The sequence below is a fragment of the Mesorhizobium sp. LSJC280B00 genome (genome assembly GCF_000502835.1).
GTDB lineage: Bacteria > Pseudomonadota > Alphaproteobacteria > Rhizobiales > Rhizobiaceae > Mesorhizobium.
The window spans coordinates 1-19,779 of record NZ_AYVL01000013.1 but is presented as its reverse complement, the minus strand read 5'-3'; the positions used below and the strand labels follow the sequence as shown (position 1 = coordinate 19,779).

Genomic DNA, 19,779 nt, shown 5'->3' with positions numbered 1-19,779 from the left:
GTGATATCTTCGCCGGCAGCGTGCGTTTGTTACATCTTCGGCAGGAGAACCTTGTCGACGACGTGGATGACGCCGTTGGACTGCTCGACATCGGCGATGGTCACATTGGCGACGTTGCCGTTCTCGTCGGTCACGGTGACCTTGCCGCCGTCGGCCTTGAGCGACAGTTCGCAACCACCGACCGTCTTGACCTTGTGGGTGCCGCCGTCGTTCTTGACCATCTTGGCGACGTCGGCGGCCATCGCTTTGGCGCCGATGACATGGCAAGTCAGGATCTTGACGAGCTTGTCCTTGTTTTCAGGCCTGAGCAGCGTCTCCACCGTGCCGGCTGGAAGTGCCGCAAAGGCCTCGTTGGTCGGCGCGAACACAGTGAAGGGGCCAGCGCTTTGCAGCGTATCGACCAGGCCGCCTGCCTTGACGGCAGCGACCAGCGTCGTGTGGTCCTTCGAGTTGACAGCATTTTCGACGATGTTTTTCTGGGCATACATGGCGGCGCCGCCGACCATCGGATTTTGAGCATAGGCAATGGTGGCGAGCGCGGATATGGCGACCGTGCCGGCAAGCAAAAGGGTGGCGAATTTACGCATGATTTCAATCTCCTCGGGTTATCGTTCCCCTCATTTGGGAACGCAAGGAGATACGCGATAGAAATGCTGGAGTTTCGTCCTCTCCGCAAAAAAATATTTGTCGCTGCAATTTGCCCGGCGCGGATCGACAGCCGCCAACAAGCTTTGCAGGCGTTTCAATCGCGGGAGATAGATTTCAGGTCTGCTTCCGGAGATGAGAAGCGGTCAGATGCTCTTCAGATCGCCCGCTGCGACCACCGGTCCAGTCGGCTGGCCGGTCGGTGAACCGCCGGCAGGCTCAACGCTGACCGCAAGCACGGCGCCTTTCGCCAATTTCTCCTGGACGGCGGGCGGGATGGCCAAATGCGCGGTCGCACCGGCCGGGATGACGCCCATCGACACCGGCGCCTTCTTGCCTTCGATCATCCACAGCTCGAAGTCCTTGCCGGCGGCCCGCTCGCCGGAAACGTGGGAAAGACCGACCTCGTGACGGGCGGCATCGTAGACGACGAGATATTTGACGTCGCTGCCTTCGGCCGCCAGCGAGGCGACAAGCCGCGCCTGCGGCGGTTCGGTGGACGGGCGGAAGTAAGGCACGGCGATGTAGATCGCCAGTGCCGCAATGGCGGCGGCGGCAAGACCGCGCCAGAAGCCAAGGCTCGACCACAGGCCGGCGCGCGGCTCTGCAGCGAACAGCCGGCGGTCCAATGCTTCCTTGACCCTGATCGGAGGCTCTGTCTCCGGATAGGCGGCGGCCATCGGCGAAAGATGCGCCTCCCAGGCATCGACAAGGCGCGCGAAGGCGGCGTCCGCATCGATGCGGCGCGACGCGATCTCGCGTTCATCGGCGGCCAGAACGCCAAGAACGTATTCGGCGGCGAACAGGTCGTCGCCCCCACGTTCCGGTCCATTGTCGTCAGCCAGCGTCATCTTTCCAGGCATTCTCTCAGTTTCAACAGGCTGCGGCGCAGCCAGGTCCGCATCGTGTTCAGCGGTACGCCATAGCGCTCCGCCAGTTCGGCATAGCTTTTGCCATCCAGATAGGCGCCCCGGACGGCCGCCGCCCGGTCCTTCTCCAATTCCTTGAGACAATGGTAGATGCGTTCGGACTCACCGCCCGCCACGGCCATGGCCTCCGGCCCCGGCGCCGGATCGGCCACGTCGAGCGCGGCATCGATATAGGCGGCAGGCTCTCGCCGCGCCCTGATCCGATCGATCGCATGATTGCGCGCAATGGCCACCAGCCAAGAGATCGGGCTCAGATCCGAAACGGCGAAACGGTCCGCCTTCGTCCATATCTTGACGAAGACCTCTTGAAGCGCCTCTTCTGCATCTCCCCGATCCTTCAATACACGAAGGCAGACGCCGAAAAGTTTCGCGCTGGTCTGCCGGTAGAGCAGATCGAACGCAGCCCGGTCCTTCATCGAAGTCCGGACAATCAGGTTGCTGATGTCCTGCGGCGTCATCCGCCGCCAAATTAGGCGATTGCAATGTATTTGCAACGACTGAAATGGTCTTGCGCACCGGCAGCGCCAGCGTCGATTGCCAATGAAATCGCCGCCCGCTAGCTTGCAATGAGCGGGAGGGCGACCATGTCGATCGAGCGGGTTCTGTGGGAGCATGACGCAACCGGCCAGGTCGCACTCGTGCACAAGGGAGACATTACACCGCAAGATCTCGTCGATGCGGCGATCGCCCGGGCCGAGGCCACCCACCCGGAGATCAACGCCATCGCCGAACCGCTCTATGAGGCGGCGCGGGCGCGGGCGAAAACCGTCGATCGCAAGCTGCCGTTTGCCGGAGTGCCCTTTGCGCTGAAGGATCTTGGCATCGCTATGAAGGGCGTGCCGACGCATGGCGGCAGCCGCATCCCGGCCTTCACCCCCGATTTCAGCTCGGTGATGACGGAGCGCTATCTGGCCGCCGGCCTGATTCCGATCGCCACCAGCACCGCACCCGAACACGGGCTGAGGCTGGTGACCGAATCGGCGGCTTTCGGCATCACCCGCAACCCATGGGACACCGCGCATACGACCGGCGGTTCCTCAGGCGGTGCGGCTGCGCTGGTCGCGGCCGGCGTCGTGCCGGTGGCACATGCCTCGGATGGCGGCGGCTCGATCAGGGTGCCTGCGGCTTGTACCGGGCTGATCGGGCTGAAAACCTCGCGCGGCCGCGTACCCTTGACGCCGCTCGTCACCGAAAGCTGGTACGGCTTCGTCGTCGACCATGCGCTGGCCCGCTCGGTGCGCGATACGGCCCTGCTGCTCGACCTGACCCACGGGCCCGACCCGCTGTCGCCCTACGCGGCACCCTCGCCGAACGGCAGTTTCACTGCGGCCGCCGGGCGCGATCCGGGCAAGCTCAAGCTCGCCTTCTATCGAAAATCGCCGCTCGGCCTGCCGATATCGGAAGAGACGTTGAAAGCTCTGGATGCGGCGATCGGGCTGGCGCGCGAAGGCGGACACAGCGTCGAGGAGATCGACCTGCCCTATATCGATCGCGATTTCATCGCCGATTTCGCCAGAACCGTCGCTGCGGCGGTGGCCGGCACGATGCGTGGCGAGGCCTTGCGCGTCGGCCGCTCCATCTCAGGCGACATCGAACGCGCCACGCGCGTGATGAGCCGGTTCGGTGAAATTCTCTCGGCCGGCGAAATCTATGCCGGCCTGCAGCGGCTGCACGCAACCTCGCGCCGGCTTATCACCGAAACCGCGCACTATGATGCAGTGCTGATGCCTGTCATCGCGCACCCGCCGCTCGCCTGCGGCACCATGGACCCGAAAGGCGCCGACGAATTCATCGAGAATGTTCTGGACAGACTGCGCCTCGCCGGCCTGCTGAAGTTCAAGCCGCTATTCGGCCAGCTGATGGACAAGAGCCTGTGGTTCACCCACTGGCCGGCGATCCAGAACGTCAGCGGGCAACCGTCGATCACGCTTCCGGTTTACGTCACCGATGCCGGCCTGCCGCTCGGCGTCCAGGCCGCCGGCCGCCCCGGCGACGAGGAAACGCTTTTGTCGTTCGCCGCGCAGATGGAAAGGATCTCGGGCTGGCTGGGCCGACGGGCGCCGCTGCAGCGGCCGGCATAGGCGGTGATTTGATCGATCGTGACAGCAAAGCCGTTTGCCCCCTCGTCCAATTCTCGCTAAGACGCCGCCGTTCATGCCAAGCTGGGAACCACGCCGATGACGGATGTCGCCGCCACCGCCGAAATGCAGGCCGCGCTGCTTTCAAGGGCGCTGCCCTATATGCAGCGCTACGAGAACAAGACGGTCGTGGTGAAATATGGCGGCCACGCGATGGGCGACATCGCGCTCGGCAAGGCTTTCGCCCGCGACATCGCACTTTTGAAACAATCCGGCGTCAACCCGATCGTCGTGCATGGCGGCGGGCCGCAGATCGGCGCCATGCTCAGCAAGATGGGCATCGAATCCAAATTCGAGGGCGGCTTGCGCGTCACCGACCAGAAGACCGTCGAGATTGTCGAGATGGTGCTGGCCGGGTCGATCAACAAGGAGATCGTCGCGCTGATCAATGCCGAGGGCGAGTGGGCGATCGGGCTGTGCGGCAAGGACGGCAACATGGTGTTTGCCGAAAAGGCGCGCAAGACCATGATCGATCCGGATTCCAACATCGAGCGGGTGCTCGACCTGGGCTTCGTTGGTGAGCCTGTCGAGGTCGACCGCACATTGCTCGACCTCCTGGCGCGGTCCGAAATGATCCCGGTGCTGGCGCCGGTGGCGCCCGGCCGCGACGGCCATACCTACAACATCAACGCCGACACTTTTGCCGGCGCCATCGCCGGCGCCTGCCAGGCGACGCGCCTGCTGTTCCTTACCGACGTGCCCGGCGTGCTCGACAAGGACAAGAAGCTGATCGACGAGTTGACCGTGGCCGAGGCCAAGGCCCTGATCAAGGACGGCACTGTCTCGGGCGGCATGATCCCCAAAGTCGAGACCTGCATCGAGGCAATCGAGCGCGGCGTCGCAGGCGTCGTCATCCTCAACGGCAAGACGCCGCATGCGGTGCTGCTCGAGCTGTTCACCGAACACGGCGCCGGCACGCTGATCGTGCCGTGAGGCCGGGTGTCTGAGGGGCTCAGGCGTTTGGCGAAATAGCGGTCACGGACTGACGCGACAGGCGTTCGACAACCATCGATTCCTCTTCCTCGTCTTGCGGCGCGCCCCAGAATTCGGCGAGCGTCGGGCCATTTTTCAGGCGGCGGTCGCGGACCAGAAAGCCCCAGACTTCGCGGAACCAGACGCGGCGGCCCATTTTGGTGTACCAGCGCATCGAATGCCGTTGCTCCGGATCCTTGTGGAACAGGATGCGCGCCAGCGCCTTGGGCCGCGACTGCACGGCCAGTTCGATCAGCTTGATGGCGAAGAACAACATCCACGGCTTGAGGCGCGTCATCCGCAGCACCTGGTGCTTGTAGTCCCACAGGCGGGCGTCCAGTTGGATCACCTTGCGGTCCCTGGCAATCCTGAAGAACGGCGTCCAGCGGTGCGGCGTTACATAGAGCGCCTGGATCTGGTCGGGGTCATAAGCGATCAGCTGGCGGAAGCCGCGCCAGAGGTCGCGCAAACTTTCGTCCTCGAAACCGGCCACCCAGGTCGCCATCGACAAGATGCCATTGAGGCGCAGCAGCCGTATCGCCTCGCGGTCGGATGAGGTGCTGCCGCCCTTGCGGATCAATGCAAGCGTCTGCTCGTCGGTATTTTCCATGCCAAGCAGCCAGCGGATGACGCCGGCCTGGCGATAGAGATGCAGGCTGTCGGCGTCGCGGACGATGTCGTCGGCGCGGGTGGAGCCGACGATCAGCACCGGCACATTCTCGGCGATCATCGCATCGAGAAAGGCGCGCCAGGCTTTTTTGGACGACGTCGGGTTCTCGTCGGCAAGGTTGATCAGCTCGACGCCATGCTCGCGGTGTAGCCAGGCAATCTCCCGCGCGAACTTCCCGGGGTCGCGGTGCCGCCAGCGCGTCCAGAAGCCGCGCTGGCCGCAATAGTTGCACAGATGCGGACAGCCTCGCGAGAACTGCATGACCACCGCACGCTTGTCTCCCCAATAGCTATAGCGGCTGAAGTCGATCAGTTCCCAGCCGATGCGGTAATCGTCGAAATTGGCGTCGTCCTTGCCGGCCGGGTGGCAAAAGGACGGCGCGAATCGTCAGGAAAAGCGATCCCCGCCACGTCCGACAGCGGCTTGCGTTTCTCAAGCGCTTCGACCAGCGCGACGATTGTCGCCTCGCCCTCGCCGCGCACGATGAAGTCGAAGGCATGCGTTTCGGCCAGTATGTCGCGCCAGTGATAGGTCGGAAACACGCCGCCATAAATCAGGATTGTCGCTGGCTCGATGTCCTTGACCATGCCGGCGATCAGCAGGGCTGTCGGATGTGCAGAGGTCGAGCCGGAATGGCCGATCAGAATGCAGTCGGGATGGTCGCTCAAGGCGTCCCGGACCAGCGTGGCAAGCGCCATCGGCCCGAATTCGGCGTCCACAAGCCGTAGTTGATGTCCCGCGTCGATCAGCGGACCGCCCAGTGCCAGCAAGCCGAGCGGCGGCAGATGGTCGTCCGGCACACGGCTGCCGATGGCGGTATGCGGCGGGTTGATCAAGACGATTTTCATGGCGGGCCTTATGCAATGGCGGTCCGCATGTCGTAGTCGGCGATCTAGCTCTGGAGATTGGCTCGCTTCAGCAGTTTGTGTGCAGCTTTTCCGCAGAAATGCCTATCGTCTGAGATGTGCAAGCGGGACATGGCCAGGCCCCTTGATGTTCTGCAGCACAAGCTGCGTGTGTACGTCGCGCACGCCTTCGAGCCGCATCAGCCGGTGCATGACGAAGGCATTGAGCTCGTCGACCGACGGCACCATGACATGCAGCAGGAAATCGTAGTCTCCAGTCATCGTCCAGCACGACGACACCTCGTCCATGCGTTGCACGGCGGCGATAAAGGTTTCGGGCGAGCCGTCGCTGTGGGTTACGAGGCGCACCTGGATGAACACTTCGACCATCAGCCCGACGGCGCGGCGGCTGAGCACCGCAGCAAAGCCCTTTATGATGCCCGCTTGCTGAAGGGCCTCGAAGCGCCGCGCGCAAGGTGTCGTCGACAGCCCAATCTCCTGCGCCAATTCGGAGACCGGCTTGCGCCCGTCGCGTTGCAGGATGTCGAGCATCTTGATCTCGAATTCATCAAACTGAGGCATTTTCACTCTCCCAAAGCTCGACCGTGGAGTCTTTTACCTCCAACCCCGCATTTGAGCCACCATCAAAGCTGATTTGCCTCGCGCCATCCCGCTAGAATTTCCGGCAATCCGCTGATCATGATTTCCAGGGAGAGCAAGCCATGACAATGAACGTTGCCGACTATGCCCGCGAATGCGCTGCGCGAGGCCTTCGCGGCGATTATTCGGTCTGCCGTGCCGATTTCACCGTGGCGCAGGGCTACAATTATAGCGACCAAGAACAGGCGGTGTGGCGCACGCTGTGCGACCGCCAGACGAAGCTGACCAGGAAGCTCGCCCACCATTCCTATCTCGATGGCGTTGCGGCGCTCGGCCTTCTCGACAAGATCCCGGATTTCGGTGCGGTCAGCGAGAAGCTGCGCAAGCTCACCGGCTGGGAGATCGTCGCCGTGCCGGGGCTCATCCCCGCCCAGCCGTTCTTCGACCACCTCGCCAACCGCCGCTTCCCGGTCACCAACTGGCTGCGAACCCAAAAGGAGCTCGACTACATCGTCGAGCCCGACATGTTCCACGATTTCTTCGGTCACGTGCCGATCCTGACGCAGCCGGTCTTTGCCGACTTCATGCAGATGTATGGCAAAAAGGCCGACAGCGTGATTGCGCTCGGCGGCGACGAGATGATCACCAGGCTTTACTGGTACACCGTCGAATACGGGCTGATACGCGAGCCGGGCCAGCCGCTGAAGGCTTTCGGTGCCGGGCTGATGTCATCCTTCACCGAGCTTCAGTTCGCGGTCGAAGGCGGCGAGGCGCACCATGTCCCCTTCGACCTGGAAACCGTAATGCGCACCGGCTACGAGATCGATAAGTTCCAGCGCGCCTATTTCGTGCTGCCGTCGTTCGACGCCCTGCGCGATGCTTTCGAGACCGCCGATCTTGCGGCGATCGTGGCGCGCCGCAAAGGCGAGCCAGCGCTCGACCCGGCGAGCCTATAGGCTGTCGGCTGTTTCCAACGCCTCGGCCTTCAGCCGGGCCAGTTGGTCGCGCTGAAGGTCGAGGGACGCCGTGACGAAGCGCAGGATCGTGGCGAGCTCAGTGTCGCTGAATGTGGCGATCACCTTTTCCCCCTCCTGCGCGATCGCGCCATAATAGCGCGTCGATAGTTCTCGCGTGAGTTCCGTCGCCTCTATGACCACCTTGCGCCTGTCCTCAAGGCTGCGCGTTCGTGTCAGCAGGCCGCGCGCCTCCAGCCGGTCGATCAGCGCGGTGACCGCGGCCGGCGTCAATCCTGTTGCGGCCGCGACCTCGCCAGCCGATCGCGGGCCGCCATAGAGCAGCGCCAGGCAATGGCGTTCCGCCATACTCAGCCCAAGCCTATCGCCCACTGCCTCGTCATAAGCCTGCGTCGCGTCCTGCCAGCCCATAATGGCAAGGCTGATGGCGGTCTTCATGTCGGCCCGATTCATGCTTGACGAATTTATTTCGACCATCTAACTATCAATCTGCCTAACATTACGTCCATTATAGTAATATGCTGCATCAGGCGCAAGGCAAGGCCTGTCGCAGCCTGCAAGGAGTGAAACATGAATCAGACCCCGACGCGCGGCCCACTCACACCGGCCGAGGAGTTCAAATATGCCAAGCTGGCGATGGAGTGGTATGGCTGGGGCTCTCCCATTGGCCTTGGCATCGCTCTGGTGGCGCTGGCGGCGGCCGCCCTGCTGTTCCGCATCGCCATCTTCGGATTTTGACAGTCTGGCAGCGGCGCGGTTGAATGCAGCAGAAGGCTTAGGGCCGAGCTCAGGCGGCTTCGGAAATATCGCGGTCGATGATCGACAGATTGCGGCCGCGATGCTTGGCCTCGTAGAGCCGCTGGTCGGCGGCGCGCATTAGCTCCGACACTGCGGCGTCTCTGCCGCAGGTGATGCCGCCAATACTGACTGTCAGCGGAACCGTTCGTTCGTCGACGGGCCGGAAACGGATACGCTCGACTTCACGGCGGATGCGCTCGGCGATGCGCCTGGCCTCGTGTTCGGTGGCACCAATCAGAAGGGCGCAGAATTCCTCGCCGCCGATGCGGCCAAGCACGTCGCCGCTGCGCACGCCACGCTCTATCGCGTTTGCGATCAGGAGCAGCGCATCGTCGCCGATCAGATGGCCGTAGCTGTCGTTGATGGTCTTGAAATGGTCGGCATCGACGATCAGCAATGCCCCGCGATCGGATTTGCGCCGAGAGCCGTCGAGAGCGGCAAAGAAACTTTCGCGGTTGAGCATGCCGGTCATGTCGTCGCGGCTCGCCTTTTCCGCCAAGCGCCTGTGCGCGGCGGCGAGTTGGGCATGGGCGCGGGCGAGCTCGCGATGCGCGGTCTGCAACCTTTCGCCCTGCCAGAACGTATAGGCGCCGACGCTCCAGGCAAGCGCGAGCGGGCACACGGTGGATGTCAGCCAAATGGTGCGATTGATCGGAAACCCCATTGCCGGCACGACGATCAGCGTCAGCAAAAGCGAGACCGCGACGGAGGCGAAAGCGATGGCGGCAGACTTTAGAAATATGCGATTCATCGCTTGCTCCCACTGGTCCGCCTTGGTTCCAGCAAAGCGCTGAATGTCACCTTTCGGCGATGCTTAAGATTTTAATCATGGCGCCATTTTTACTACCCAGGGCGCGCATAGGTTGTGGATAAACCTCCTGTTAGAAAGATCGTTTCGTGCCATAAGGACGTATGACCACACTTCCCGACCCCGCCCGCTTTGCCCATGTCACCGACTGGGTGTTCGATCTCGACAACACGCTTTATCCGCACCATTCGAATCTGTTCTCGCAGATCGATGTGAAGATGACCGCCTACGTCGGAGAATTGCTGACGCTGCCGCGCGAGGAAGCACGCAAGCTGCAAAAGGAGCTCTACCGCGAATATGGCACGACGCTGAACGGATTGATGACGCGCCACGGCATCGACCCCGACGATTTTCTCGAGAAGGTCCACGACATCGATTATTCCTGGCTGGTTCCAGATCCCGTCCTAGGCACCGCCATTCGCCAGCTTCCCGGCCGTAAATTCATCTTCACCAACGGGGATCGCCGGCATGCCGAACGCACCGCGCGGCAGTTGGGCATTCTCGAGCATTTCGATGATATTTTCGATATCGTCGCAGCCGGACTGAACCCCAAGCCGGCGCGGCAATCCTATGAGAAATTTGCCGAACTCCACGCCGTTACCGGGCAAAATGCGGTGATGTTCGAAGATCTTGCCCGCAACCTGTCGGTGCCGAAATCGCTGGGCATGACCACAGTGTTGGTGGTGCCGCGCAATTTCGAGCCGACCTTCTCGGAAATCTGGGAACGCGACCCGGCCAACGAGGACGATGTGGACTTCGTCACCGACGACCTCGCCGGCTTTCTCACGGCGATCGTGGAAGTCCCTGCTTGAGGCAGCCGGCGCGCTTCAAGTCCTTGCTTGCATGTCAAAGTTTATAGAAGCGGCTGACGATCCCCCAGGCCTCGTCGGCAGTGTCGACGAAATCGATGATATCCTGGTCGCCGGGCGTGATCGTGCCTTGCTCGGCGAGGAAATCGAGGTCGATCGCCCTTGCCCAGAAAGCCTTGCCGAACAGGATGACCGGCACGCGTTCCATTCGGCCGGTCTGGATCAGGGTCAGCGTTTCGAAGAACTCGTCCATCGTGCCGAAGCCGCCTGGAAACACCGCAACGGCCTTGGCACGCATGACGAAATGCATCTTGCGGATCGCGAAATAGTGGAAGTTGAAGCAGAGTTCCGGCGTCACGTAGGCGTTTGGCGCCTGCTCGTGCGGCAGCACGATGTTGAGACCGATCGAAGGCGCGCCGACATCGTCGGCGCCACGATTGCCGGCCTCCATGACGCCCGGCCCGCCGCCGGTCACCACGACGAATTCGCGATAGTACGAGGTGGCCGACTGCTGCGAGCAGAGGCGGGCGAATTTGCGCGCCTCCTCGTAATATTTGCTGTTTTGCTCGAGGTTCTTCTTCTGCGTCTCGTTCTTGGCCGCCCAGGCTTCGCCGCCGGGCTCGGGAATGCGGGCGCCGCCGAACAGGATGACGGTCGATTGGATGCCGCGCTCGGCCAGGATCATCTCCGGTTTCAGCAGTTCGAGCTGCAGCCTGACCGCGCGCAACTCGCGCCGCGTCATGAAATCGGGATCGTTCCAGGCCAGCCGGTATGTCTCCGCGCGCGTTTGCGGCGTGTCCGGCACGCTTCTCGACCGCTCCAGATCCTCGTCCGAATGCGGCAGCGGCGTCCATCCCGCCTTTTCCATGGGAGTCATATTTGCTTTACCCGTCCAATCATTCACTTGCGCCGTCCCGTGACGCTGCTGCGATTGACCCTCCCCAAGCCTTCACATAGGGTCCGCGCGACTTTCAAACAGGTTAAGGCGCCGGCCCTTAACAGCTTGGTAATGGAGCGAATTCATGTCGAAGCCCGATCTCGCGAGCCTCGAGGAGATCATCGAGAACGCCTTCGAGGAACGCGACACGATTTCGACCGCAACCCGCGGCGAGACGCGCGAGGCCATCCAATCGGCGCTCGACCTGCTCGACCGGGGCGTCGCCCGCGTCGCCGAGCGGCAGGCCGACGGCAAATGGCACGTCAACCAGTGGCTGAAAAAAGCGGTGCTGCTGTCTTTCCGGCTCACCCCGATGGAGATCATAAAGGGCGGTCCCGGTCAGGCGGTATGGTGGGACAAGGTGCCTTCGAAGTTCGACGGCTGGAGCGCCGTCGATTTTGAGAAGGCGGGCTTCCGCGCCGTGCCGTCGTCGATCGTGCGCCGCTCCGCCTATGTCGCGCCCGGCGCCGTGTTGATGCCGTCCTTCGTCAATGTCGGCGCCTATGTCGACAGCGGCACCATGGTCGACACCTGGGCTTCGGTCGGCTCCTGTGCCCAGATCGGCAAGAATGTGCATCTGTCGGGCGGCGTCGGCATCGGCGGTGTGCTGGAGCCGATGCAGGCCGGCCCAACCATCATCGAGGACAATTGCTTCATCGGCGCCCGTTCCGAAGTGGTCGAAGGCTGCATCGTTCGCGAAGGCTCGGTGCTCGGCATGGGCGTCTTCATCGGCCAGTCGACCAAGATCGTCGACCGCGCCACCGGCGAGATCTTCTACGGCGAGGTGCCGCCTAATTCCGTCGTCGTCGCCGGCTCGCTGCCGGGCAAGCCTTTTCCAAACAACGAGCCCGGCCCCAGCCTCTACTGCGCCGTCATCGTCAAGCGGGTCGACGCCAGAACCCGTTCCAAGACATCGATCAACGAATTGCTGCGCGATTGATCTTTCTCAACGAATACGGACGGAATTCGCTTGCCTGACAGATCAGACCTCATCTGGCTTTTCTTCAGAACTTCGGGCCGCGTCAGCCGCGCGGCCTATTTTCTGGGAGGACTGCTGGTGGCCATCATACAGGCCCTCCCACTCTACCGTTTCACGCTGGTTCCGGAAGGCACTACCGAGAGCAACATGTGGTCGTTCATTTTCTTCATCGCCTTCATTGCCTCGCTTTGGTCGAACGTGGTGCTGGCGGTGAAGCGGTTGCATGACCTCGACAAGCCGGGCGTTGCGGCGCTGGTGCTGTTCGTGCCGGTTGTCTCGATTATCGCTTTCCTCGTGCTTTGCCTATTTCCCGGGCAGCCGGGACCCAACCGCTACGGCAAGCGCACCAACGCACCGGCCGAACCCTGAGCGCCGATCGGATATTTCGTCATGCGCTACCGCTCGCTTGATTCGAAACTGATCCTCGAAACCGCCGAACGGCTGGAAGAGCGCGTCGCCGAGCGTTTTCCCGATGCCGGCTTGCGCGGCGTCGCCGCCGAGCTCGTGTCGCTGTCGCGCGATCTGGCAAAGGCAGCCAAGGCGCTGGAGGCGCCGATCTGGTGGCTGCGCGGCCTCATCATCGCCGCCTTCGTCGTCGGAGCGCTGATGTTCCTGTTCGTCGGCACAATCCTGCCGCTCGGCCGCATCTCGGGAAACCACGATGCCTTCCAGTCGGTGCAAGGCATCGAAGCCTCCCTCAACATGATCATCCTCGCGGTGCTGGGCTTTCTGGCCCTGATTCGCTCCGAGGAGCGGATCAAGCGCAAGCGGGTGTTTCGCCAGCTCCACGGGCTGCGTTCGCTGATCCACGTCATCGACATGCACCAGCTGACCAAGGATCCGGCAACGCTTTCAGCCAGTTTCAAGCCGACTGCGCATTCGCCAGCCCGCATCACCAACGCCGCCGACCTTGCCCGCTATCTCGACTACTGCTCCGAGATGCTGTCGATCACCGGCAAGATCGCCGCGCTGTTTGCGCAGTCGGTCAATGACGCCGTGGTCATCGACGGCGTCAACGACATCGAGAACCTGGCTTCGAACCTCTCGCGAAAGATCTGGCAGAAGATCACGCTGATCGAAACCCCTCATGGGCAGCCGGCACGTGCGGCGAAGACCTATCCCGAGCCGGGTCCGCCGCGTCGGCCTGCAGTCCGCAGACAACCGGGGCCGGCAAGCTAAAACCGGCCATCCGGCGGCAGATCCGCTAGAACGGTTCATCGTTTCGCAGAAACGCCGAACCGCTCTATCTTTTTGTTTTGACGCAATTCCGGACGGAAAACCGCTTCACACTTTTCCTGGAATTGCTCCAGAGCGGCGGAACGGGGAGTTCCGAAAGCCCGGTTTTGCGCCGGATGCTCTAAGCGAATGTTAATCACCCTGGCCCAGCATGCCGGCGAAGACTGTGTCGACCGGCACGGAGCGCTCGACTGGCAAGCGACCTATCCCTGACCACCAAGGAGCCGCGCAAAACGTGGAGCGCCGCCGCTCGCCTGTTTGCCTGGTTCTCTTCGCCGATGAAATTGGAACCGGAAGCTGTCCGCGCCCGGCTTCTCGACACCACCTTCGAGCGCAAATTCGCGGTCCTGTTCGGCACCATCAGCGTTCTGTTGGTTGCGGTCAGCGCCGCTCTTGCCACCGGGGATTGGTGGCCCTACGCCTGGATTGCCGCCGACCTGATGCTTTTCACCGTCCGCGTTCTGCTGATGCGGGAATGCGAGCAGGCCCGCAGGCGCGGCTCGAAAGGGCCGCTGGCGGGCCTGATGGCAGCCAGCGGCGTCTGGTCGGTCGTTTTCGGCCTCGGCTGCTATGGCTGTGTTGCCAGCGGGAATATGGCGCTTTCCGTACTTGCCGCCTTGAATGTCGCAGGCGTCGTCGGCGTGGTGTCGTCACGCAATGCGGCGACCCCGCGCTTCGCCATATTCGTCATGTTGGCCGTAAGCCTGCCTTACGTGGTCGGTGCATTGTTTTCTGCGGCGCCCGGAATGCCGATCGTCGGAATTCAAACGCCGTTCTATGTGGCCGGCGTCATCATCGTGCTGCTTCAGAACCACGCAATCAATGCCCGCATGATCCGCGCCGAACTGGACAATCGCGACCTGGCCATCAAGGACGCGCTGACCGGCCTGCCAAACCGCATCTTCCTGCAGGAGAAATTGCGCGACATGTGCCGCGACCTTGCGGCGCCGGCCGCCAATGGCGGCAAGCCGTTTGCAGTGCTCAGCATGGATCTCGACGGTTTCAAACAGGTCAACGACCGTTTTGGCCACGCCGTCGGCGACGTGCTGCTGCGCAAGGTGGCCGAACGATTGAAGCGCGGCTTCCGTCCGGGGGACGTGGTCTTCCGTATCGGCGGAGACGAATTCGTCATTCTTTTGCCCGCAACCTCGGAGATCGAGGCCACCTACCTGGCAAAGCGGGCCATCGAAAAGGTCTCGGTGCCCTTCGACCTCGGAGTCGGCTCCGCCATCCATGTCGGCTTGAGCGTCGGCAGCGCATGCGCACCCGCCGACGGAGGCGATCCGGAAATCCTGCTCACCTGTTCCGACCATGCGCTCTACGAAGCCAAGCGCACCGGCAAGGGCCGTTACTGGGCGCCTGTGCGGGCTACGATCTGACGGTCGCGACAACGGCTTCCGGCGTCTGGCAGGGCGATCCGCGCCTCTTCTGCTCGGCCGCGCGCACCAGTGCCGTGACATGCTTCAGCAACGGCGCCGGCGTGCCGGCCTTTTCGGCCAAACGCAGGACCGCGCCTTGCAGTTCGCCGATCTCCGTCGGCCGGCGGCGCTGAAGGTCATCCCACATCGACGAACGCGCGGCAGGGTCGATGGCAAGCATCCGCCGCGCCAAGAACTTGAACAGCCAGTCGGGCAGGCGAAGCACTTTCGGCAGCAGCGCGGGACGCAGGCCGGCGATGCGAGCGGGTTCGATGCCCGTCGCCATCATTGCCGCCAATGCTTCGTCGATCTGGCCGGCCAGGATCAGCCGCCAGCGGCGATCGGCAAGCTCTGCCGCCAGCGGCAGGCCGGAAAGCGCCACCAGCGCGTTGTTGAGGTTGAGCAGCAGCTTGCCCCATAGCACCGCTTCGATGTCACCATGCGTGGCGACGGCAAAGCCCTCAACGTCAAGCAGTTCGTCAAGGCCTGTCGGACCCTGTTCGATCATCACCTTGCCGCCGCTGGCGCGGTGCAGACGAAGCGGCAATTCGCCCTCCGCCGATTGGACCACGTTGAACGGCACCATGCCCGCGAGCACCCGCCGGGCGGCGAGATGGGCTCGCAACTTATCGGCATTGTCGACGCCGTTCTGCAGACTGAGTACCACCGCATCCGGTCGGGCATGGGCCGCAATAAGCCCGGCCATGTCCTGCGTCGCGCCGCTCTTGACCGTTAGCAGGATGACATCGGCACCGGGGAATGCCGCGGCCGGATCGGCGGTGACCGACAATGCCTCCGGCTTGACGGATCGGTCGCGGCCATCACGGTCGGTGATGCGCAATCCACCTTTTTGCAGCGCCTTCTCNTCTCGATGCGAGACCGCGCCAGCAGAACCACCTTTCGCCCGGCAAGTATCAGGCAGCCGGAGGCGTAGCAGCCGATACTGCCGGCACCGGCGATTACGATCGTCCTGCCATGCGTGATCATGCGATGGCCCTGTCCTGGTCGAGAGGCCTTGCCGCAACTATACGGCATGAAAACCATAATGTCGGCGGCATGGCTGGCCCTTATGTCTGGCCGTGACAGGCCTTGCGCTTTCGACTATCGCTTTTGCCCATGACGCTGCCTACCGATCCGACCAGAAATCTGGCTGCTCTCATCCGCTGCGCTTCCGTGACGCCCGCCGAAGGCGGTGCGCTGAGCGCGCTGGAAGAAATGTTGAAGCCGCTCGGCTTTGCCGTCGAGCGCCCGGTGTTTTCCGAATCCGGCACACCTGACATAGAGAACCTTTACGCGCGGCGTTCCGGCAACGGCCCGCATCTGATGTTTGCCGGCCATACCGATGTCGTGCCGGTGGGCGATGAAACAGCCTGGACGCACCCACCCTTTGGCGCCGAGATCGCCAATGGCGAGATGTTCGGCCGCGGCGCCGTCGACATGAAGGGCGGCATTGCTTGTTTCGTCGCGGCGGTAGCGCGACATATCGCGCAGAAGGGCGGCCCGAAGGGGTCGGTCTCGCTGCTGATCACCGGCGATGAGGAAGGGCCGGCGATTAACGGCACGACGAAGCTGCTCGAATGGGCGGCCGCCAAGGGCGAGAAATGGGATGCCTCGATCGTCGGCGAGCCGACCAATCCCGACGCGCTCGGCGATATGATCAAGATCGGCCGGCGCGGCTCGCTATCGGGCACGGTCGTCGTCAACGGCCGCCAGGGACACGCCGCCTATCCGCAGCTAGCCGACAACCCGGTGCGCGGCCTGGTGACGCTGGTCGACGCCTTGCTTGACCCCGTCTTCGACAACGGAACAAGGGATTTCCAGCCGACCAATCTTGAGGTCACCTCCATCGATGTCGGCAATCCTGCCACCAACGTCATCCCGGCGAAGGCGGCGGCTACCTTCAATATTCGCTTCAATGACACATGGACCGCCGAGACGATCCAGGCCGAGATCCACAACCGCCTCGACCGGGCGGCGAAACGCAAGAAATACCGCGCCGGCAAGAAGACGCCGGTCGACTACGAGATCGTCTGGCGNTCGTCTGGCGCGACGGGCCGAGCCATGTTTTCCTGACACGCGACGACAGGTTGATCGAGACGCTTGGCGGCTCGATCAAGGCGGTGACCGGCAGGAAGCCGGCGCTCTCCACCTCCGGCGGCACCTCCGATGCCCGCTTCATCAAGGATTATTGTCCGGTGGTCGAATTCGGACTGGTCGGCAAGACCATGCACATGGTCGACGAACGCGTGGCGATTGCCGACCTCGAGACGCTGACGCAGATTTATCTGCGCTTCGTTGAAGACTGGTTTGCGCAGGACATATCCTAGTGATGCTTTCAGCGGATGAAACCTACGCTTCGCTTGCCGGTGCCTGGCGGCTGATGCTCGGCAAGGCCGACGGATTTCGCCTGCTCGACCTTTCGGCGGACGGATTCTGGAACTCCTTTTTTGCCATCGTTGTCGCGGCGCCGGCACTGATCGTCGGCTGGGTCGGTATTGCCAACGAAATCGGCGATCCCAACGCATTCGTCGGCCGTTTCAGCATGTTGATCCGCCTGGCAACCGTCGATATCGGCGCCTGGGTGCTGCCGCTCATAGGCCTCGCCCTGGTGGCGCCGCGGGTCGGCGTCGGCGGCCGTTTCGTCCATTATGTCGTGGCCAGCAATTGGGCCTCGGCGATCATCGCCTGGATGATGCTGCCATCGGCGTTGATCCGGCTTTTCCTGACGTCGGCCAACGAAGTCTCCGGACTCGTGTCGCTGCTGTTGTTCGCGCTGTCGATGGTCTTGACCTGGCGGATGACCAACGTTGCGATCGGCAGGGGTGCGGCCGCCGGCAGCGCCGTTTTTGCCGGCATGTTCGTGGCGTCGCTGATCGTCCTGTTCGGCCTGCAGGCGCTGCTCGGGATCAGCGTTCCGGATCAGCCAGGCGTCGGATAATCGACGCCGACGAGAAACAGCCCGTCGGGCGGCGCCACCTGACCGCAGGCCGCACGGTCGCGCGCCTCAAGCGCCGCCTTGAGGTCGGCAACAGTCCAGCCGCCTTCGCCGACACGTTTGAGCGAGCCGACCATCGAGCGCACCTGGTTGTGCAGGAATGACCGCGCCGAAGCGCGGACCTCAATGAAATCGCCCGCCCGGCTGACATCCAGCCGGTCGAGCGTGCGGACGGGGCTGGTGGCTTGGCACTGGGTCGAGCGGAAGGTGGTGAAATCATGCCGGCCAAGCAGCACCTTTGCCGCTTCGTGCATGGCACCGGCATCGAGCTGCTTCGGTACCCACCAGATCTTGCCCTTGTCGAGCGCCGCCGGCGCGCGGCGATTGACGATGCGGTAGAGGTAATGGCGGCTGATCGCCGAGAAACGCGCATCGAAGCCATCCGGCACGACGGCGGCCTTCAGGATGGCGATGCGCACCTTGGCCGCCTGCAGATGCGCGTTGACGGCGTCGCGCACCTTGTCGCCGGGCCATGCCTTGATCAGATCGACATGCGCCACCTGAGCGGTCGCATGGACGCCGGCATCGGTGCGGCCGGCGGCGCGCAGCGAAACCTGCTCACCACAGAACTTCTCGATCGCCTGCTCGATCGCCTGCTGCACCGATGGCTGGTTGGCCTGGCGCTGCCAGCCGGCGAAGAGACTGCCGTCATATTCGATGTCGAGGCGAAAACGCGGCATTCCCGGATCGAGGCGAAATCAGGCGGCGAGGGCTGAGCCGAAGGCCGAGGCGTAGACCAGCCTGCCGGTCTCCGGCGCCTCGCCCCAGGCAAGCGCCTGCAAAGCCTCGCTTTGGTAGTCGCTGTCGAATTTCGCGGCACGGGCACGGCTGTAGCCGAAACGCCCATAATAGGCCGGATCGCCGAGCACCACGGCGAGCGTCTCGCCGGCAGCTTTCAGGCGGATATGCGCCTCGCGGACCAGCGCACCGCCGATGCCGGTGCCGTGGAACGACGGCTCGACCGCTAGAGGCGCCAGCGCCACCGCCGGGAAACTCTTGCCGCCATTCTGCACGAAGAGCCGTGAAAACAGGATATGGCCGACCACTTGCCCGTCTTCGTCCGCCACCAGTTCGACGACGGCATCACCGCCGGTGACCAGCGCGTCGACCAGTCCGGCCTCCGTCTGCTGGCCGAACGCGTGTTCTTCGACAAGGCGGATCGCCTCGCGGTCCCGCGGCGTCGCCGCGCGTATGGACATCATGCTCATGACAATTTCATTCCTTTTTCGAGCTTGGCCCCGCGCAGAAACTCCTGCGCGGCAATGGGCCTTCCGCCCGCACGTTGAACTTCGACCGGCCTGATCGCGCCTGACCCGCAGGCGACCGTCAGCCGGTCATCGAGAATTCCTCCCGGTTCGCCGGCGCCTTGCGAGAGCGTCGAGCGAAGCAGTTTCAGCCGTTCCACGCGGCCGCCGATTTCGGCCTCGCACCATGCACCGGGAAAGGGCGACAGGCCGCGAATCTGGTTGTGCACGTCGCCGGCAGGTCGCAGCCAGTCTATGCGAGTCTCCGATTTATCGATTTTCTTGGCGTAGGTCACCCCCACCTCCGCCTGTGTGGTAAATGTCAGCGTATTCCGCTCCAGCCGTTCGAGCGCTTGCACGATCAGCGCAGCACCGAGGACCATCAGCCGGTCGTGCAGATCGCCGGCCGTCATGTCGGGTCCAATGGGACATTTTTCAACCATTGCCACCGGCCCGGTGTCGAGGCCTTCCTCCATCCGCATCACCATAATGCCCGTTTCGGTATCGCCGGCCATGATGGCGCGCTGGATAGGGGCAGCGCCGCGCCAGCGCGGCAATAGCGATGCGTGACCGTTGAGGCAACCGAGCCGCGGCGCCTCGAGAATGGGTTTGGGTAGAAGCAATCCGTAGGCGACGACCACGGCGACGTCGGCACGCAAGGCGCGGAACGCCTCCTGCTCCGCCTCGCTCTTCAGCGACACCGGCGACCGCACCTCGATGCCCAGCCGCTCCGCCTCGCGCTGCACCGGCGACGGCGTCAGTTCGAGCCCGCGCCGGCCGCC

Annotated in this window: 20 protein-coding genes and 3 pseudogenes; 11 read left to right on the top strand and 12 right to left on the bottom strand. The window is 63.2% G+C overall.

Going from position 1 to position 19,779, the window contains the following annotated elements:
- Positions 1–29 precede the first annotated feature (29 nt).
- The 3 genes from X773_RS57690 to X773_RS57680 form a co-directional block, all read right to left on the bottom strand.
- The gene (locus X773_RS57690; RefSeq protein ID WP_023677486.1) at positions 30–587 is read right to left on the bottom strand and encodes a fasciclin domain-containing protein; all 558 of its coding nucleotides are present in this window, start codon (positions 585–587) and stop codon (positions 30–32) included.
- A 204-nt stretch (positions 588–791) separates the two neighbouring features.
- Entirely contained in the window at positions 792–1,496 is a 705-nt protein-coding gene (locus X773_RS57685; RefSeq protein WP_023677485.1) for an anti-sigma factor, read from the bottom strand.
- The gene (locus X773_RS57680; protein WP_023677484.1) at positions 1,493–2,032 is read right to left on the bottom strand and encodes a sigma-70 family RNA polymerase sigma factor; all 540 of its coding nucleotides are present in this window, start codon (positions 2,030–2,032) and stop codon (positions 1,493–1,495) included. Before X773_RS57680 ends, X773_RS57685 begins: the two co-directional genes overlap by 4 nt.
- Before the next feature lie 126 nt (positions 2,033–2,158).
- Here X773_RS57680 and X773_RS57675 point away from each other — a divergent pair, with 126 nt between their 5' ends.
- On the top strand, positions 2,159–3,655 hold the full coding sequence (locus tag X773_RS57675) for an amidase (protein WP_023677483.1): 1,497 nt from the start codon (positions 2,159–2,161) through the stop codon (positions 3,653–3,655).
- Positions 3,656–3,751: 96 nt separating this feature from the next.
- On the top strand, positions 3,752–4,645 hold the full coding sequence (gene argB / locus X773_RS57670; RefSeq protein WP_023677482.1) for an acetylglutamate kinase: 894 nt from the start codon (positions 3,752–3,754) through the stop codon (positions 4,643–4,645).
- A 19-nt stretch (positions 4,646–4,664) separates the two neighbouring features.
- On the opposite strand, the pseudogene bchE reads toward argB, so the two are convergent.
- Both bchE and X773_RS57660 read right to left on the bottom strand, forming a co-directional pair.
- Positions 4,665–6,202 (bottom strand): annotated as a pseudogene (gene bchE / locus X773_RS57665) (magnesium-protoporphyrin IX monomethyl ester anaerobic oxidative cyclase).
- A gap of 102 nt (positions 6,203–6,304) precedes the next feature.
- Complete coding sequence (locus X773_RS57660) at positions 6,305–6,781, bottom strand: Lrp/AsnC family transcriptional regulator (protein ID WP_023677481.1); 477 nt, start codon at positions 6,779–6,781, stop codon at positions 6,305–6,307.
- 140 nt (positions 6,782–6,921) lie between these two features.
- Here X773_RS57660 and phhA point away from each other — a divergent pair, with 140 nt between their 5' ends.
- Entirely contained in the window at positions 6,922–7,755 is an 834-nt protein-coding gene (gene phhA / locus X773_RS57655; RefSeq protein WP_023677480.1) for a phenylalanine 4-monooxygenase, read from the top strand.
- Here phhA and X773_RS57650 read toward each other — a convergent pair.
- Positions 7,750–8,250, bottom strand: coding sequence for a MarR family transcriptional regulator (locus tag X773_RS57650; RefSeq protein ID WP_023677479.1), 501 nt, complete (start codon positions 8,248–8,250; stop codon positions 7,750–7,752). The two genes, phhA and X773_RS57650, sit on opposite strands and share 6 nt — an antisense overlap.
- A 93-nt stretch (positions 8,251–8,343) precedes the next feature.
- On the opposite strand from X773_RS57650, the gene X773_RS77365 reads away from it, so the two are divergent.
- Complete coding sequence (locus tag X773_RS77365; protein ID WP_023677478.1) at positions 8,344–8,511, top strand: hypothetical protein; 168 nt, start codon at positions 8,344–8,346, stop codon at positions 8,509–8,511.
- Positions 8,512–8,560: 49 nt separating this feature from the next.
- Here the strand turns inward: X773_RS77365 and X773_RS57645 are convergent, their stop codons facing one another.
- The gene (locus tag X773_RS57645; protein ID WP_023677477.1) at positions 8,561–9,322 is read right to left on the bottom strand and encodes a GGDEF domain-containing protein; all 762 of its coding nucleotides are present in this window, start codon (positions 9,320–9,322) and stop codon (positions 8,561–8,563) included.
- Between the two features lie 161 nt (positions 9,323–9,483).
- On the opposite strand from X773_RS57645, the gene X773_RS57640 reads away from it, so the two are divergent.
- The gene (locus X773_RS57640) at positions 9,484–10,191 is read left to right on the top strand and encodes a pyrimidine 5'-nucleotidase (RefSeq protein WP_023677476.1); all 708 of its coding nucleotides are present in this window, start codon (positions 9,484–9,486) and stop codon (positions 10,189–10,191) included.
- Positions 10,192–10,225: 34 nt separating this feature from the next.
- Here the strand turns inward: X773_RS57640 and X773_RS57635 are convergent, their stop codons facing one another.
- The gene (locus X773_RS57635; RefSeq protein ID WP_023677475.1) at positions 10,226–11,065 is read right to left on the bottom strand and encodes an LOG family protein; all 840 of its coding nucleotides are present in this window, start codon (positions 11,063–11,065) and stop codon (positions 10,226–10,228) included.
- A gap of 145 nt (positions 11,066–11,210) precedes the next feature.
- Here X773_RS57635 and dapD point away from each other — a divergent pair, with 145 nt between their 5' ends.
- The 4 genes from dapD to X773_RS57615 all read left to right on the top strand — a co-directional run bounded on the left by dapD (position 11,211) and on the right by X773_RS57615 (position 14,719).
- Positions 11,211–12,065 (top strand): 2,3,4,5-tetrahydropyridine-2,6-dicarboxylate N-succinyltransferase, encoded by an 855-nt coding sequence (gene dapD / locus X773_RS57630; RefSeq protein ID WP_023677474.1) that lies wholly within the window; start codon positions 11,211–11,213, stop codon positions 12,063–12,065.
- Positions 12,066–12,095: 30 nt separating this feature from the next.
- A complete protein-coding gene (locus X773_RS57625; protein WP_023677473.1) occupies positions 12,096–12,473 on the top strand; it encodes a DUF805 domain-containing protein in 378 nt (125 codons plus the stop codon).
- A gap of 21 nt (positions 12,474–12,494) precedes the next feature.
- A complete protein-coding gene (locus tag X773_RS57620) occupies positions 12,495–13,283 on the top strand; it encodes a hypothetical protein (protein ID WP_023677472.1) in 789 nt (262 codons plus the stop codon).
- 335 nt (positions 13,284–13,618) lie between these two features.
- Positions 13,619–14,719 (top strand): GGDEF domain-containing protein, encoded by a 1,101-nt coding sequence (locus X773_RS57615; RefSeq protein ID WP_023677471.1) that lies wholly within the window; start codon positions 13,619–13,621, stop codon positions 14,717–14,719.
- Here the strand turns inward: X773_RS57615 and X773_RS57610 are convergent.
- A pseudogene (locus X773_RS57610) lies at positions 14,709–15,745 on the bottom strand (2-dehydropantoate 2-reductase). The gene X773_RS57615 and the pseudogene X773_RS57610 sit on opposite strands and share 11 nt — an antisense overlap.
- A 129-nt stretch (positions 15,746–15,874) precedes the next feature.
- Between X773_RS57610 and dapE the strand changes: the two are divergent.
- A pseudogene (dapE, locus tag X773_RS57605) lies at positions 15,875–17,085 on the top strand (succinyl-diaminopimelate desuccinylase).
- A gap of 2 nt (positions 17,086–17,087) precedes the next feature.
- A complete protein-coding gene (locus X773_RS57600) occupies positions 17,088–17,696 on the top strand; it encodes a hypothetical protein (RefSeq protein WP_023677470.1) in 609 nt (202 codons plus the stop codon).
- Here the strand turns inward: X773_RS57600 and truA are convergent.
- The 3 genes from truA to fmt form a co-directional block, all read right to left on the bottom strand.
- A complete protein-coding gene (gene truA, locus X773_RS57595) occupies positions 17,678–18,433 on the bottom strand; it encodes a tRNA pseudouridine(38-40) synthase TruA (protein ID WP_023677469.1) in 756 nt (251 codons plus the stop codon). The two genes, X773_RS57600 and truA, sit on opposite strands and share 19 nt — an antisense overlap.
- Positions 18,434–18,451: 18 nt before the next feature.
- The gene (locus X773_RS57590; RefSeq protein ID WP_023677468.1) at positions 18,452–18,961 is read right to left on the bottom strand and encodes an N-acetyltransferase; all 510 of its coding nucleotides are present in this window, start codon (positions 18,959–18,961) and stop codon (positions 18,452–18,454) included.
- Positions 18,958–19,779: methionyl-tRNA formyltransferase (gene fmt / locus X773_RS57585; RefSeq protein ID WP_023677467.1), on the bottom strand; the 822-nt coding region annotated here is incomplete at its 5' end. The genes X773_RS57590 and fmt, both read right to left, overlap by 4 nt.

Bases quoted from the DNA above. Each gene is read 5' to 3' on its own strand.
- X773_RS57690 (WP_023677486.1), bottom strand. From the start codon at position 587: ATGCGTAAATTCGCCACCCTTTTGCTTGCCGGCACGGTCGCCATATCC.
- X773_RS57685 (WP_023677485.1), bottom strand. From the start codon at position 1,496: ATGACGCTGGCTGACGACAATGGACCGGAACGTGGGGGCGACGACCTG.
- X773_RS57680 (WP_023677484.1), bottom strand. From the start codon at position 2,032: ATGACGCCGCAGGACATCAGCAACCTGATTGTCCGGACTTCGATGAAG.
- X773_RS57675 (WP_023677483.1), top strand. From the start codon at position 2,159: ATGTCGATCGAGCGGGTTCTGTGGGAGCATGACGCAACCGGCCAGGTC.
- argB (WP_023677482.1), top strand. From the start codon at position 3,752: ATGACGGATGTCGCCGCCACCGCCGAAATGCAGGCCGCGCTGCTTTCA.
- X773_RS57660 (WP_023677481.1), bottom strand. From the start codon at position 6,781: ATGCCTCAGTTTGATGAATTCGAGATCAAGATGCTCGACATCCTGCAA.
- phhA (WP_023677480.1), top strand. From the start codon at position 6,922: ATGACAATGAACGTTGCCGACTATGCCCGCGAATGCGCTGCGCGAGGC.
- X773_RS57650 (WP_023677479.1), bottom strand. From the start codon at position 8,250: ATGGTCGAAATAAATTCGTCAAGCATGAATCGGGCCGACATGAAGACC.
- X773_RS77365 (WP_023677478.1), top strand. From the start codon at position 8,344: ATGAATCAGACCCCGACGCGCGGCCCACTCACACCGGCCGAGGAGTTC.
- X773_RS57645 (WP_023677477.1), bottom strand. From the start codon at position 9,322: ATGAATCGCATATTTCTAAAGTCTGCCGCCATCGCTTTCGCCTCCGTC.
- X773_RS57640 (WP_023677476.1), top strand. From the start codon at position 9,484: ATGACCACACTTCCCGACCCCGCCCGCTTTGCCCATGTCACCGACTGG.
- X773_RS57635 (WP_023677475.1), bottom strand. From the start codon at position 11,065: ATGACTCCCATGGAAAAGGCGGGATGGACGCCGCTGCCGCATTCGGAC.
- dapD (WP_023677474.1), top strand. From the start codon at position 11,211: ATGTCGAAGCCCGATCTCGCGAGCCTCGAGGAGATCATCGAGAACGCC.
- X773_RS57620 (WP_023677472.1), top strand. From the start codon at position 12,495: ATGCGCTACCGCTCGCTTGATTCGAAACTGATCCTCGAAACCGCCGAA.
- X773_RS57615 (WP_023677471.1), top strand. From the start codon at position 13,619: ATGAAATTGGAACCGGAAGCTGTCCGCGCCCGGCTTCTCGACACCACC.
- X773_RS57600 (WP_023677470.1), top strand. From the start codon at position 17,088: ATGCTTTCAGCGGATGAAACCTACGCTTCGCTTGCCGGTGCCTGGCGG.
- truA (WP_023677469.1), bottom strand. From the start codon at position 18,433: ATGCCGCGTTTTCGCCTCGACATCGAATATGACGGCAGTCTCTTCGCC.
- X773_RS57590 (WP_023677468.1), bottom strand. From the start codon at position 18,961: ATGAGCATGATGTCCATACGCGCGGCGACGCCGCGGGACCGCGAGGCG.